Annotated in this window: 14 protein-coding genes; 9 read left to right on the forward strand and 5 right to left on the reverse strand. The window is 70.6% G+C overall.

Annotated elements, in window-relative coordinates; genetic code table 11:
• Positions 1-24: 24 nt before the first annotated feature.
• On the reverse strand, positions 25-1,596 hold the full coding sequence (locus tag CGQ25_RS17680) for an MFS transporter (RefSeq protein ID WP_208711103.1): 1,572 nt from the start codon (positions 1,594-1,596) through the stop codon (positions 25-27).
• 77 nt (positions 1,597-1,673) lie between these two features.
• Here CGQ25_RS17680 and CGQ25_RS17685 point away from each other — a divergent pair, with 77 nt between their 5' ends.
• From CGQ25_RS17685 to CGQ25_RS17705, 5 genes are all read left to right on the forward strand, one after another.
• Entirely contained in the window at positions 1,674-2,213 is a 540-nt protein-coding gene (locus CGQ25_RS17685; RefSeq protein WP_208711104.1) for a TetR/AcrR family transcriptional regulator, read from the forward strand.
• Positions 2,214-2,294: 81 nt separating this feature from the next.
• Positions 2,295-2,984, forward strand: coding sequence for a GntR family transcriptional regulator (locus CGQ25_RS17690; RefSeq protein WP_208711105.1), 690 nt, complete (start codon positions 2,295-2,297; stop codon positions 2,982-2,984).
• A 107-nt stretch (positions 2,985-3,091) separates the two neighbouring features.
• Entirely contained in the window at positions 3,092-3,967 is an 876-nt protein-coding gene (locus tag CGQ25_RS17695) for a VOC family protein (protein ID WP_208711106.1), read from the forward strand.
• A 51-nt stretch (positions 3,968-4,018) separates the two neighbouring features.
• Positions 4,019-4,873 (forward strand): fumarylacetoacetate hydrolase family protein, encoded by an 855-nt coding sequence (locus CGQ25_RS17700; RefSeq protein ID WP_208711107.1) that lies wholly within the window; start codon positions 4,019-4,021, stop codon positions 4,871-4,873.
• A gap of 5 nt (positions 4,874-4,878) precedes the next feature.
• On the forward strand, positions 4,879-6,606 hold the full coding sequence (locus CGQ25_RS17705) for an FAD-dependent monooxygenase (RefSeq protein ID WP_208711108.1): 1,728 nt from the start codon (positions 4,879-4,881) through the stop codon (positions 6,604-6,606).
• Positions 6,607-6,636: 30 nt separating this feature from the next.
• Here CGQ25_RS17705 and CGQ25_RS18610 read toward each other — a convergent pair whose 3' ends face one another.
• Both CGQ25_RS18610 and CGQ25_RS18615 read right to left on the reverse strand, forming a co-directional pair.
• Complete coding sequence (locus CGQ25_RS18610) at positions 6,637-6,975, reverse strand: aldehyde dehydrogenase family protein (protein WP_208711109.1); 339 nt, start codon at positions 6,973-6,975, stop codon at positions 6,637-6,639.
• Between the two features lie 9 nt (positions 6,976-6,984).
• A complete protein-coding gene (locus CGQ25_RS18615) occupies positions 6,985-7,170 on the reverse strand; it encodes a hypothetical protein (RefSeq protein WP_208711110.1) in 186 nt (61 codons plus the stop codon).
• Between the two features lie 153 nt (positions 7,171-7,323).
• Here CGQ25_RS18615 and CGQ25_RS17720 point away from each other — a divergent pair, with 153 nt between their 5' ends.
• The 4 genes from CGQ25_RS17720 (at position 7,324) to CGQ25_RS17735 (ending at position 10,822) form a co-directional block, all read left to right on the forward strand.
• On the forward strand, positions 7,324-8,328 hold the full coding sequence (locus CGQ25_RS17720) for an ABC transporter substrate-binding protein (RefSeq protein ID WP_208711111.1): 1,005 nt from the start codon (positions 7,324-7,326) through the stop codon (positions 8,326-8,328).
• A 7-nt stretch (positions 8,329-8,335) separates the two neighbouring features.
• Positions 8,336-9,112 carry an ABC transporter permease gene (locus tag CGQ25_RS17725; RefSeq protein ID WP_208711112.1) on the forward strand — a complete coding sequence of 259 codons (777 nt, stop codon included), beginning with the start codon at positions 8,336-8,338 and terminating at the stop codon, positions 9,110-9,112.
• An 85-nt stretch (positions 9,113-9,197) separates the two neighbouring features.
• Positions 9,198-9,941, forward strand: a complete 744-nt coding sequence (locus CGQ25_RS17730) for an ABC transporter permease (RefSeq protein ID WP_208711113.1) — start codon at positions 9,198-9,200, stop codon at positions 9,939-9,941.
• A 53-nt stretch (positions 9,942-9,994) separates the two neighbouring features.
• Positions 9,995-10,822: an ABC transporter ATP-binding protein gene (locus tag CGQ25_RS17735; protein ID WP_208711114.1), complete on the forward strand. Its 828-nt coding sequence runs from the start codon at positions 9,995-9,997 to the stop codon at positions 10,820-10,822.
• A 783-nt stretch (positions 10,823-11,605) separates the two neighbouring features.
• Here CGQ25_RS17735 and CGQ25_RS17740 read toward each other — a convergent pair.
• Complete coding sequence (locus tag CGQ25_RS17740; RefSeq protein WP_208711115.1) at positions 11,606-12,754, reverse strand: flavin reductase; 1,149 nt, start codon at positions 12,752-12,754, stop codon at positions 11,606-11,608.
• Positions 12,755-12,803: 49 nt separating this feature from the next.
• Positions 12,804-14,231, reverse strand: coding sequence for an MmgE/PrpD family protein (locus CGQ25_RS17745; protein WP_208711116.1), 1,428 nt, complete (start codon positions 14,229-14,231; stop codon positions 12,804-12,806).
• Between the last annotated feature and the right edge of the window lie 26 nt (positions 14,232-14,257).

Raw genomic sequence — 14,257 nt, forward strand, 5'->3', positions numbered from 1 at the left:
GGGTGGGAAGCGCCGGCACCAGCGTCAACCCGACAATTCGCGGTGACTTTGGCCGGGGATCGGCGCCCGCAGTGCGCGGTGCACGACGACGGCCGCCGCCACCAGGAGCGCCGCCCCGATCGCGGAGGTGTACGCCACGCCCGAGTCGAAGGCCCGGTGCGCCGAGTCGAGGAGGGCTGAGGCGGCGTCGGCGGGAAGGTGCGCCGCGGCGTCGGCCGCACCGCCGAGCGTCTCCCGGGCGCGGGCCGCAGCCTCCGGCGGCAGCCCCGCCGGGACGTGCACCCCCAGCCGGTACGCCGCGCCGAGGATGCTGCCCAGCACGGCGGTGCCGAGGACGGCGCCGAGCTCGTACGCCGTCTCGGAGATCGCCGACGCGGCCCCGGCCTTCGCAGGCGGGACGGAGGCGAGGATGAGGTCGTTGGAGAGGGTCTCGGCCAGGCCCACGCCCGCGCCGACCACGGCGAAGCCCGTCAGCAGCGCCGGCAGCGACCCGTCCCGCCCGAAGGCGAGCACCACCGCATAGCCGGACGCGTTCACGAGCAGGCCCGCGACCATGACCGACGCCGGCGAGAACCGCCGGGCGAGCCGCACCGCCGCGAGCCCGGCGGCCACGGACAGCGCCATGCCCGGGAGCATGAGCAAGCCCGCCTCGAGGGGCGCCTTCCCCGCCACGAGCTGCAGGTGCTGCGACAGGAAGTACATGAACCCCACGAGCGAGAAGATGCTCAGCAGGTTCGCCGCGAGGCCCGCGCTGAAGGCGGGCCGGGCGAAGAGCCGCACGTCGAGCATCGGGCCCTTCCCGCGGGCGGCCCGCACCAGCTGACGCCGCATGAACAGCGCGCCCAGCCCGAGCCCGAGGAGGATGGCGGCGGCGGCCGGCGCGCCGGCGTCGTGCGCCAGCTCCTTGATCCCCCACACGAGGGCGACGGCGGCGCCCACCACGAGCGCGATGCTCGCCGGGTCCACGGGCGACGGCGCGGGGTCCCGGGACTCGGGCACGAGGAGGGGTGCGAGGAGCAGCGCGGGGACGAGCATGGGAACCGCGACGAGGAACACCGAGCCCCACGCGAAGTGGCTCAGCAGCGCACCGCCAGCGAGCGGGCCGAGGGCCGCGCCTCCCGAGAACACGGCGGCCCAGATGGCGACGGCGAGGCGGCGCTCGCGGTCGTCGCTGAAGATGTTCCGGATCAGGGAGAGCGTGGCGGGCATGATCATGGAGCCGAAGACGCCGATGAGGGCGCGCGCTGCGATGAGCTGGGCCGCGGTGGTGGCGAAGGCCGCGGCGGCGGAGACCGCGGCGAAGCCGGTGGCACCGACCAGGAGGATGCGGCGGCGGCCGATGCGGTCGCCGATCGAGCCCATGGGCACCAGGAGGCCCGCGAGCACGAGGGCGTAGACGTCCACGATCCAGAGCAGCTCGGTGGACGAGGGGGCGAGCGCGAGCGTGATCGCGGGGACGGCGAAGCTCAGCACCGTGTTGTCCACGGCGATGAGCAGCACGGGGAACATGAGCGCGGTCAGGGCGAGCCAGCGACGGGCCGGGGTGGCCGGTGCGGCGGATGCGGGGGATGCCTGGACCGGGACGGTCTGGTTCATCGGGACTCCTGGTTCGTGGGGATGTCATAACTGTACCGGCTGGACGGTATAGCTACAACTCCGCGTACAGTGGCCGTATGCCCAGACCCCCCAAGGCCCGCGCGGCGATCCTGGACGCCTACCGGGACCTCCTCGTCTCCGACGGCGAGCGGGCGGCCACCATGGATGCGGTCGCTGCGGCCGCCGGGGTCTCCAAGGGCGGGCTCCTCTACCACTTCGGGAGCAAGGACGCCCTCGCCGCCGGCCTGCTGGGGAGGCTGCGCGAGGCCGCGGCCGAGGACAGGGAGGCGATGGCCGCTGCGGAGGAGGGGCCATCGCGGTACTTCGTGCGCACGTCGGTGAGCACGGACAGCGACCTGGACCGGCTCTTCGTCGCGGCGGTGCGCCTGGCCCAGGCCGGGCACGCCGGTGCGCTCGCGGCCCTCGAGGAACTCGACGCCGCCTGGCTGGCGCTGATCCGGACCGAGGTTGCCGACCCGGCCGTGTCCGCGGCAATCATGCTCGTGGGGGAGGGGCTGTACCACTACTCGACCCTCGCGGGGACGTGGCCGGAGGCCGCGTTCGGGACGGGGATCGAGGGGCTGCTCGGCGTCGTAGACCGGCTGCGGCAGGCGTAGCGGACAGGGTTTCGGGCCGTCCCCGCCTCTGTGCATTGATCAGCTGTATTTATCTAATATCCGTCTCGGTATACTTCGCGCATGGCCAAGAAGACGGACGCCGAGACCCTCTCCAAGCACCTGCGCGATGCCCTGAGGCGGGACATCCTCGCGGGACGCTGGAACCCCGGCGCCAAGCTGCAGCTGATCGCCCTCTCCCAGCACTATGAGACGAGCAGCACTGTGGTGCGCGAGGCCCTCACCCGGCTCGTGGGCGACAGGCTGGTGCAGCTGCGGCCCAACCGCGGCTTCTTCGTGCCGGAGCTCTCCCTCGCCGAGCTCGAGGACATCACCGAGATGCGGTGCGTCAACGAAGAGCTCGCCGCGCGGCTCGCCATCGAGCGCGGCACCCTCGACTGGGAGTCCGAGCTCATCGCGGCCCATCACACGCTGGAGCGCACCCAGAGCCGTGATCCCTCCGACCCCGACGTCCACACGGAGGCGTGGAACGACGCCCATCAGGCGTTCCATGCCAAGCTCATCGAGGCGTGCGGGGTCCCGGTCCTGATAGACCTCACCTGCGTCCTCTCCGATCTCAGCCAGCTCTACGGGCGCTGGGCCGGCGTCGCAACCCGCTATGCGAACCGCGACGTCGAGCAGGAGCACCGGGACATCCTGGCCGCTGCGCTGGCCCGCGACCCCCGGCTGACGGCCGCGCTCCTCCGGGCTCACTACCAGACGACGATGTCCGCGATCCGCAGCGCCGGCGAGGTGGGGCTCAAGGTGGGCTGAAGCCGGGAGCCATTCCTCAGTCACTTTGCAATATCGCTAGATAATGCAAAATCTTTCAGGTAGTGTCTTCTTCAGGATGCCGTAGACGGCCGAGCGAAGGAGCACGCATGTCCTGGGGACTGATCAGCGAGATGGGCCACGTGGCCATCCAGACCACCGACCTCGCCGCGTCGGTTGCCGATGCCACCGACATCCTGGGACTGCGCGTCACCGAGCGCACCCAGGACGGCGTCTACCTCGCGGCGAATGCCGTGCACCACGAGCTCGTCTACGTCGAATCCAGCCGCAACGGGATCCACGCCCTCGGCCTGATCGCGCGCGACGGCGACGCCCTCGCCGAAGTGCGCCGCCGCGTCGAGGCCGAGAACCTCCCGATCCTCTCCGACCGGCCCCTGAGCGCCGGCGTCGCGGACGGCTTCGCCTTCACCGGGCCCGAAGGGTGGATCTTCGAGGTGTACACGGGGATGCAGAAGGCGGACCGGGACGCGCTCTCGTTCGGCCCGGACCGGTACGGCCACCTCAACTTCCACCCGCAGGACGTCCGCGGGATGATGCTCTTCCTCTCCCGCGTCTTCGACTTCCGGCTCTCGGACGTGATCGGGGACGACTTCGCCTACTTCATGCGCTGCAACCCCGACCACCATGGCATCGCCCTCATCAAGGGCCGCGGCACGTTCCATCACCACGCCTGGCAGACGCAGTCGGTCGGGGACCTCGCGAAGCTTGGCGACCGCCTGCATCTGAAGGGCCGCGAGCTCATCTGGGGGCCTGTCCGCCACGGAGCCGGCCACAACATCGCCGCGTACTACGTCGAGTCCTCCGGCGCCGTCGTGGAGCTGTACACCGACCTCGAGCAGATCTACGACGACGACCGGGAGCCGGTCGTCTGGGGCCAGGACGAGAACTGGTACAACATGTGGTCCGACCGTCGCCCCGACGACTTCCGCACCTTCGGCATCCCCCCGGTGGACCACCGGTTCTGATCCGGCCCACCACCTCGCCCACCCCATCACCTCTGACCCGAAAGGCCTTCCATGAACTACGTCTCCTTCACGACTCCTGACGGCGCCGCCTCCTGGGGCGTGTCCCTCGAGGGCCGCGTCCACGACCTCGGTCCGTCCGGCGCGGGCCTCGCCCCGACCCTGAAGGACATCGTGGCCGACGGACGCTTCGGCACGCTGTCCGAGGAGCAGGTCACCCGGGCCCCGGCCTACGACGAGGCAGACGTCACCCTCCTGCCGCCCATCACCGACCCGGCCAAGATCCTGTGCATCGGCGTGAACTACGTGAGCCACCAGGAGGAGACCGGCAAGACGAACCAGAAGGCGCCCACCGTCTTCACGCGCTTCGCCGACACCCAGATGGGCCACCTCGCCCCGGCCCTCATGCCGGCCTCGACGACCCAGTACGACTACGAGGGCGAGATGGCCCTCGTCGTCTCGAAGGACGCCTACCGGGTGAAGGCCGAGGACGCGTGGGACTACGTGGCCGGCTACGGCGCGTACAACGACTTCTCCGTCCGCGACTGGCAGCTCGCCGCAACCCAGTGGACCCCCGGCAAGAACTTCCCCGGCACCGGAGCCTTCGGCCCCTATCTGGTCCCGGCCGCCGACCTCGGGGACGTGGACCAGCTCAAGCTCGAGACCCGCGTCAACGGAGAGGTGCGGCAGAGCGCTTCCGTGGCGGACCTCTACTTCTCGATCCCGCAGATCATCGAGTACGTGACCGCCTGGACGAAGCTCTCCGCCGGCGACGTGATCGTCACCGGCACCCCGGGTGGCGTGGGCCTGTTCATGGAGCCCAAGGGATTCCTGTCGGCGGGCGACGTGGTCGAGGTCGAGATCACCGGCCTGGGCACGCTCTCCAACACGGTGGCACTGGACGTCTGACCGCCATGACCGAGCCACTACCCGCGAGCGAGCGTGTCGACGTCGACGCCGTGGTCCTCGGCGCCGGGCCCACCGGCCTCACGGCTGCCTGCCTCATGGCCGACGCCGGCCTGAGCGTCGCCGTCGTCGAACAGCATCCAGGCACCGGCGACGAGCCGCGCGCCATCAGCGCGACCGACGAGGCCCTGCGCATCATGCAGCAGCTGGGCGTCCTTCCCGAGCTCGCCCCGGAGACGCTTCTGGGGACCGGGGCGCGGTACACGGGCAGGCGGGGGCAGGTCCTCGCCGACGTGCACCCGCCGCGCCCCCGGCTGGGGCAACCGGGCAAGAGCCAGTTCGACCAGCCCGTCATGGAGGGCCTCCTCTGGAAGGCCGCCGCGGCGCGGCCCCGGATCCAGCTCCACTTCGCGACCGAGGCCACGCGCTTGGCGCAGACGCACGACGGCGTCGAGCTCACCGGAGTGCGCCGGGGGCCACGCAGCCAGGGCTACCGCGGGGACCTGGCCCAGGACGAGGCCTTCGCGCTGGCCGATTCCGGCACAGGCGACGTCGTCCACATCGGCGGCACCCCGGCGTCGGCCGAGGCCGGCGCCCCGCCCACCGAGGTGACGTTCCGGTCGCAGTGGCTCGTGGCCTGCGACGGCGGCCGCAGCTTCGCGCGGAAGGCCCTCGGGATCGGGCTCGAGGGCTCGACCCAGGTCGAGAAGTGGATCGTCGTGGACCTGCTCGACGCGGGCGAGGGGGAGCTGTACGCGACGTTCCACTGCAACGGCAGCCGGCCGGCCGTCGTCGTGCCCGGGGTCAACGGGCGGCGCCGCTACGAGTTCATGCTGCTGCCGGGCGAGGACGAGCAGGCGATGGTCTCGGCCGCCTCGATCCGCGCTCTCGTGGGGGAGTACCAGGACGTGGGGAGGCTCAGGGTCCGGCGTGCTGCCGTGTACACGGCCCAGCAGCGTCTGGCGTCGCGGTGGCGCGAGGGCCGGGTCCTGCTCGCCGGTGACGCGGCGCACCTCATGCCGCCGTTCGCCGGCCAGGGCCTCAACGCCGGCCTGCGGGACGCGGCAGCCGCCGCCTGGCGCGTGGCCGAGGCCGTCCACGGCCGCGCGGGGGACGGCCTCATGGACTCCTACGAGGCAGAGCGCAAGCCGCACGCGGCCGAGATGGTCAGGCTCTCCAAGCGCATCGGTGCCGTAGTCATGAGCACCAACCCTCTCGTGTGCGCACTGCGCGACGCCGCGATCCCGGCGCTCGGAGTTGCTCCGCGCGTCAAGGCCTGGCTCACGACCATGAAGTTCCTGCGCCAGCCGCGGTACCACCGGGGTCTCGCTGCGCCGGTGGCAGCCGACGTCCCGGGGCCTGCGGCGGACCTGCTCGGACGCGCGCTGCCGCAGCCCGACGTCGTGCCGGCGGAGGGCGGCGCCGTCGTGAAGCTCGACGACGTGCTCGGGAGCGGCTTTGCCTGGCTCGCCGTCACGGGCCCGGGGGAGCTGTCGGTGACCCGACCAGGAGAGGCGCCGGAGGCGGTGCGCACGGTGGCTGGAGCCGTGGACGCGGGGATCCTCGACGCCGCGGTGGGGCACGAGCTCCTCGTGCGGCCCGACCGGTACATCGCCGCGGTCGTGCCCATCGGAGCCCGCCGCGGCGCGTACACCTCGCTTGCGGACGCCCTTCCGGGGCTCGCGGACCAGTTCGCAGTCCCCTCTGGGAGTCACCTCCTGAAGGTCACCTCCTGAGGTGACCCCCAGGAGGGGCGAGGCCGCGTCTTAAGCGAGGCGCACGGTCACAGTCTTGAGCTCCGTGTAGGCTTCGATGCCTTCACGGCCGTTCTCACGCTCCCAGCCCGCCATCCTGAGCCCGCCGAACGGCAGATTCGGGTCCATGCCGGGGCTGTTGATGCGCAAGCCCGCCCCGTCGGCCGCGGTGCCGCCGGTGACGAGCTCGGCTCCACCCGCGATTCCCGCGCGGATGTAGCCCGGCACGCGCTCGCGCCGGGCTTCGGAGATGGGGCGCACGGCCGTGAGCGGCGTGAGCTCGGCGGGCTTGAGCACCACGGTGCAGCCCGCCGTCAGGGCCGGCGCGACTTTGGACAGGGCCAGGGTCAAAGACACGTTCTACGGCGCGATCAGACCCGCGACGCCGACGGCCTGGCGGAGAGTGTAGGCGTGCCAGGTGCCCGGCAGGGACAAATCCCGGGTCTCCCGGTTCAGCTTCGTGGCACAGCCCGACTGGTAGCGGAGGACCTCGATGCCCTGCCGGATCTCGAAGTCGCGCGACGCGTCGAGGAGGGCCGGACGCACGTGGACGTGGGCCGTTGCTGTCGTCGTCTCCTTGTGCTCGAAGGTCCCGAAAATGTGACCCTTGCAACATCATCACAGCAAAGATACATTACTCTCTGAGAAATGCATTCTTCCACTGCGGCAGCGCCGCCGAGACACTGCAGGAGAAAGACCATGACCACTCGACGTTCCTTCCTCGTCAGAGGCAGTGCCGCACTCGCCGTGGCGGCCGCCGTGTCCTTCGGGCTCACAGCCTGCGGCGGGGACGCGCCGGCGCAGTCGGACGGGGGCACCACCAAGGTCAAGGTGGCCGTGGCGCCCATCCAGTTCGAGACGGCCTACATCGCCCAGCAGAAGGGCTACTTCGCCAAGCACGGCCTCGACGTCGAACTCGTCCGCGGCGCCGATCCCGCCGCCCTCCTGGCGCAGGTCGTCTCGGGCGACGTGAACATCGGCATCGGCTCGTGGATCAACGTCGCCACCTCGGCTGCCAAGGGCGTGCCCGTGAAGGTGATCGGCGGCAACGGGATGGTGGACTCGAAGTCCGACAACTCGGGTGTCCTCGTCGCCAAGGACTCGCCGGTCAAGAGCCTGAAGGACCTTGCCGGCAAGACCATCGGCGTCAACGGCGTCAAGACCGGCGGTGACATCCCTGTCCTCCAGGCGCTCGAGGGAGCCGGTGTCGACACGAGCGGCGTCAAGGAGGTCGCGATCCCCTACTCCGGGATGCAGGCGGCCCTCGAGCGCAACACGGTCGACGCGGTCGTGCCGGCGGACAGCTTCTACCATCAGATGGTCGCCGCAGGCTACACGTCGATCTCGAATCCTGTCCGGGAGTACCAGGCGGACATGCCGGTGACGGTCTGGACGACGACCGCGCAGTGGGTCTCCCAGAACGCCTCGACGGCGAAGAAGTTCACGGATGCGATGACGGAGGCCGTCGCCTACTACAACGACCCGGCGCACCTGCAGGACGTCCAGAAGGTCTATGCGGACGTGAACCAGGCGGACATCTCCAAGGCGCCCAAGACGTTCGTCCCCGCCGATGTGACCCTGAACGTCAAGGAGGCCCAGGACGGGATCAACGCCATGCGCCACTTCGGGCTGCTCCAGAAGGACGTCGCGGTGAAGGACGTGCTGTGGGACCAGGCCCCCCAGCGCGCCGAGGCTGGCAAGTGAGCCGACGATGACCATCACATCCGCCCGCGGAGCGTGGCTTCTGGCCCAGCGTCTCCTCGCAATCACCGTCCTCCTCGGACTGTGGCAGGCAGTCGTCGCCTCAGGCATCCTGCCGTCCATGGTTCCCGGGGTGGGCGCGGTGGCCGCCGCCGTCGGGGCCTCCCTCGTGAATCCGGCCTTCTGGCAGGCGTTGGGGATGACGCTTCTCGCGGCGCTCGCGGGGTGGCTCGTCGCGACGGTCATCGGGGTTGTGCTTGGCCTGCTCATTGGATCGGTCCGCTTCCTGGACCGCTCGACGTCCATCCTCCTCGACTTCGGCCGCTCGTTCCCCGTCCTGGCGCTCATGCCGGTCGTCATCATGCTCCTCGGCTCCAACTCCCGCATGGAGATCGTGGTGGTGGCCCTGAGCGCGCTGTGGCCCATCCTGATCCAGACCATCTACGGCGCCCGCCGGCAGGAGGCGGCCGTGGCCGACACGGTCGCGGTCTTCCGGATCCCGCCGCTGCTGCGCTTCCGCCGCGTCCTGCTGCCGGCGGCGCTGCCCTTCATCGCGACGGGCGTGCGCATCTCCTCGGCCATCTCGGTCCTCGTGGCCGTCGGCGTCGAGGTCATCTCCCAGGCACCCGGCATCGGGCGCCAGATCACCCTGATGCAGCAGAACGCCAGCTGGGACCTCGCCTTCGCGTACCTGCTGTTCACGGGCTTCGTGGGCTGGACGCTCGCCGTCCTGCTCCAGCGGCTCGAGTCCCGTGCCCTGACATGGAAGAGGCAGACCGATGAGTAGTGCAGCCCTTCAGGCCGCCGACCCCCGCCCGGCCCGGTCCGCCTCGCGGCGAGGGCGCGGCGGCGGGCCTTCAAGGCCGCTGCGCGTGGCCCAGGCCTCGTGGCTCGTGGTGGTCGCGGCCATCGCATGGTGGTTCCTGTCCGCCAGGAGCACCAACTTCTTCATCCCGCCCCTTGCCGACATCATGGCCTCCCTGGGCAAGGACCTGGGCAATGGGGTCATCGCCGCAGGGGCGGCCTACTCCCTCGGAAACCTCTTCGGAGGCCTTGCCATCGCGATCGGCGTCGGGATCCTCCTCGGGATCCTGCTCGGCGAGGCGAGGTGGCTCCGGGAAATCGTCGACCCGATCATCCACTTCTTCCGCTCCATTCCCCAAGCTGCGCTGGTGCCGCTCATCATCGGCACCTTCGGCGTGGGCCAGGGGCCGAAGGTCGGAACGATCGCCTTCGCCTGCATGTGGCCCGTCCTGCTCAACACGATCGACGGCGTGCTCGGCGTCGAGCCGACCGTGCGGAAGTTCGCGAGGGTGTACCGGATCCCTCCCGCCCTCTACTTCCGCCGGGTCGTCCTTCCGGCTGCGCTGCCCCAGATCATGGCCGGCATCCGCGTGGCCCTGCCCATCGGTATCACCGTCATGGTGGTCTCGGAGATGTTTGCCTCCACCGAGGGGCTGGGCTTCTACATCCTCAATTCCTCTGCGACGTTCCAGGTGCCCCAGACGTGGGCAGGAGCGCTGCTCGTCGGCGTCGTCGGCTATGTGCTCTCGATGCTGTTCGTCCTTGTCGAGCGCCGGGTGCTGCGCTGGTACCACGCATCGGGTGCCCAATGATCTGGGCCGCATTCGCCCTGCCCATCCAGGAACACGTGCCGTCAGGAGAGACCATGACCATCCAGCACCAGCCCCTCAAGGACGACGCCGGCGTCCGCAGCCTCCCGGAGCGGAGCCAGGACGTCATGACGGTGCGGGGGCTGACGATGAGCTATGGCACCGGCGCCGCGCTCAACCCGATCCTCGCCGACCTCGACCTGGACATCGCGTCCGGCGAATTCGTCTCGATCGTGGGGCCGTCCGGAGTCGGCAAGACGACCCTGCTGCGCTGCCTCTCCGGGCTGATCCGGCCACAGTCCGGGACGATCACGGTCTCGGGCGATGTCATCGACGGACCTCATCCGGACCTGGCGGTGGTCTTCCAGGACTACAGCCGCTCCCTCATGCCGTGGATGACGACCCTGGAGAACGTGGCCTTCCCCCTTCAGGGAAAGGGGATGGGCAGGGCCGAGCGCACTGCTGCCGCGGAGAAGAACCTCGCCGCGGTGGGGCTCGAGGGCCAGGGCCACAAGTTCCCGTGGGAGATGTCCGGCGGGATGCAGCAGCGGGTGGCGATCGCACGGGCGCTCGCCTACGAGGCCAAGGTGCTGCTCATGGATGAGCCCTTCGCTTCCGTGGACGCGCAGACCCGGTTCGATCTCGAGGACCTCGTGCTGAACCTCCAGCAGGAGCTGGGCGTCACGATCCTCCTCGTCACCCACGACATCGACGAGGCGCTCTACCTTGCCGACAAGGTGGTAGTGATCGCCAACAAGCCGGCGACCGTCGTCGACGTCATCGAGACGGGGTTCGGCGACCACCGCGACCAGCTCGAGACGAAGGCGGACCCGCACTTCGCGGAAGCTCGGGCGCGCATCATGCACCGCCTGCGCAAGGACTGAGCAGGCGCTTCGGGGCGTGCAGGAGAGGCCGGGTCTGACGACCCGGCCTCTCCTGCCGTGCTGCTTCATCGGCGCCACGGACAAAAAGCATAGTCAGCCAATATGTGCAATATTCGGCGCTCCGCTGTAGGAGTGCCGATGCAGGAGAGGCGGGGAACAATGCGAGCAGCGGTCATGAACAGGCTGGACGGAACCTTCGACGTCGAGGACCTGGGCTTGGATCGCCCGCGGGGCGATGAGGTGCTGGTAGAGGTGGCGGCCGCAGGGCTCCTGCACCCCAACAAGCTCGTGAAGGTTCCCCGCGGCATCCCCTTCGCCCAGGCCGCAGTCCTCGGACGTGCCGTTTGGACAGGGTGGGTGCGGTGCTCAACACGGCGGGGTTGCGTCCCGGGGAGGCGGTCGCCGTCGTCGGGGCCGGCGGCGTGGGCCTCAACGTTGTCCAAGGCGCAGCCCTGGCCGGTGCCCGAGCGGTCGACCTCGACCTACAGGACCTACTGCTGGGCCAGCGCACCATGCAAGGGGTGTACTTGGGTTCCACCGACCTCGGCGCGACATCCCGTTCTACGCCGACCTCTACCTGCAGGGCCGCCTCAACCTGGACGATCTCGTCTCGGTGCGCATCGATCTCGACGAGATCAACGATGCCTGCGCCCGTCAGGAGAACAGCGCCGTGGCCCGGTCCGTCATCACCTTATGACGGGCAGCCTTCCAACAGTGCTCTCCCACGGGGAAGGGGCGGGACGCCCACAGCATCCCGCCCCTTCCCGCAGGGGTTCCCTGCCGTCAGACGGTCCCGCCGTGGCGGGCGATCACATCCCGGGCAAGCCTCTTCGCGAAGGCCGTGTGCGCGGCAAGTGCGGCCTGCGCTGCCGCGCCGTCACGGGCCGCCAGGGCCTCGGTGAGGGCGTGGATGTGGCTGGTCTCGAGCTGCCTCGACCACTCGTCGGCAGTGAGGGCCTGACGCCACACCGTGCCGATCCCGAGCCGGCGGAACGCGTCCACGAGTGCGGCGGAGCCTGCCACCGACACGAGGCAGTCGTGGTACGCCACATTGAGCGAGAGGAACGCGTCCAGGTCGCCCGCCTGATCCGCCCGGAGGGCCTCGAGCTCGCCGACGATCCGGCGCAGCTCGGCGACCTCCCCGTCGCTGAGGCGCCCCAGGTGGGAGGCGATGATGCCCGACTCGATGGTGGCCCGTCCGTCGTACGCGGCGTCGGTCGTCTCGGCTGTGATGGGCTGCGGCTCGAGGAGCCCCTCGTCATTGCGCGTGACGAGGCCCTCCGCGGTGAGCTTCACGAGGGCGTTCTGCACCTGCTCGGGCTCGGAGCGGACAGCCTCTCCGATGGCGACCGGATCCAGGACGGAACCGAGCGGGGTGCGCCGCTTGAGCACCCAGTCCCGGACGCCGTCGTAGGCCTTCACCTCGAGCACGCGCTCGAGGCGCCCCATAGTGCCCCGGTAGTACGCGAGCGGCTGGCGATCCGCGGCGCTCGCCTGCGCGACGACGCCGAGGAAGACGGTGTGGGTGCCGCCCGTGGCCGTCTCTGCCACGCGGCACTCGATCGTGGCCAGTGCACCGTCCAGCAGCGGGACGCCGTTCTCGGAAACGGTGTAGCCGACGCCTTCGAACTTGTCCCCGCCCTTGCGGCCGAACTGGAACGCGAGCGGGGCCTGGTCCTCGGCGAGGATGTTGATGCCGAAGACGCCGGCCTCGACCACGCGGTCATGAGTCGACGAGGCGCGGTTGAGGCACGCGAGCATCATGGGCGGCTCCATCGACAGGGAGGAGACGGCGGACGCCGTGGTGCCGTAGGGCTTGCCGTCGACCACGGTCGTGATGACCGTGACGCCAGAGGCGAAGTGCCCCACGACATTGCGGAACACGATGGGGTCGACGACCGGTCCGGCGGCGGTGATGGGCTGGGTGGTCATGGTGTCCTCCTTTGGACGGGAAGCTGGGTGGCTGGGAAGGGTGCCGCGCTCAGTCGAGCGCAAGCGAGTCGAGGAGAGGCCCGACGGATGCCGCGCCGGGCAGTTCCCGCGCGAGGGCCAGTGCCCTCCGTGCGCGGGATTGGCTCATGCCGGCGAAGTCCGCGTTGGCGAGGAACTTCGCCTCGACCTGCGCGTCGGTGAGCGGGGAGTGGTGGCGGTCGCCGAGAGGGGCCTCGACCCGCTCGCGGACCGTGCCGCCGTCGTGCAGGAGCACCTCGACCTCGGCGGTGAGGTACTCGCCGGGCGCGAGGGAGGGGACGATCTCGACGGCCTCAGCGGCCGCTGAGATTTCGGGGTCGGCCGCGGCGAGCAGGTGCTCGGGACGCACGGTCCCGTGCGCCAGTGCGGCCGCCGCGGTGAAGCGGAGGCTGAAGGCGGCGTCGACCTCGGGGGTGCGGCCGGGATGCCAGGGGGCCCCGACGAAGCCTGCTGCTGTGCGGGGAGTGACATGCACACGGATCCTCGCGGCATCGTCCAGTCGCACACCCCGGGCATGCAGGCGGGCGGCCGCGTCGAGGCTCGGGTGGCTGGCGCGGCACGAGCTGAAGGGCTTGATGACGCGGTCGGCGCAGAAGACCTCGCCGAGGCGTTCGAGCATGACCTCCGGCCGCGGCTCGGAGCAGAAGCGGTCGAGGAAGCCGAAGCGTCCTGCGAGCGGATCGTCCTCGCCGCGGTAGCCGATGCCGGCAAGCTCGACGGCGGTGATGCCGGCCTGCGCCGCGAAGGCCATCGGCAGCCGGAACGCGGGCGCGTGGTCGAAGATCGGGGCGACGGACCCCCCGAGCTGCTGGACAGCGATGCCCCACGCGTCGACCAGGCCGTCCGTCCCGATGCCAGCGAGCCTGGCCGCGAGGGCGGTTGCGCCGATGCCGTTGACCGTGCCGGTGTTGTCCTGGCCGGAGTAGACGTCGAAACCGCTGCCCACCGCGAGGCGGGCCGTGATGTCGTCGGCGAGCACCAGTGCGTCGAGCAGGGCCGCGCCGCCGGCCCCGCGCCGTTCCGCCTCGGCGAGGGCCACGGGGACGGTCGTGCCCGTGATGTGGGCCGCGACCTCCTCGCCGCCGGGGCCCTCGGCGCTCACGGGCTCGAAGTCGAAGGACCGCGTCAGCACGCTCCCGGCCCACGCCGCGGTGCGCGACGGGACGGCGGTGGAAGTGCCGAGAATGCGGGCCTCGGGCTGTCCTCCCCAGCCGCGGGCGAGGGCCAGGAGGCGGTCGCCTCCCGGGGCCCGGTGCCCCGCCAGGGCACACCCCAGCGCGTCGAGCAGCCGCACGACGGCGCGTTCCCGCGCCTCAGCGGGAATTCCCTCCGGCTGCGTGTCCATGACGTGCGCCGCCAGACGTGCGGTGAGCCGGCCGCGCGCGGCGACCCGGGCGCCGTCGTCCGTCACGCAGTGGTCGGCAGCGGTTGAGCTCATCCTCATCGCCTCCTTCGTGGATCCTG

The sequence above is a fragment of the Sinomonas sp. R1AF57 genome (genome assembly GCF_002224485.1).
Lineage (GTDB): Bacteria > Actinomycetota > Actinomycetes > Actinomycetales > Micrococcaceae > Sinomonas > Sinomonas flava.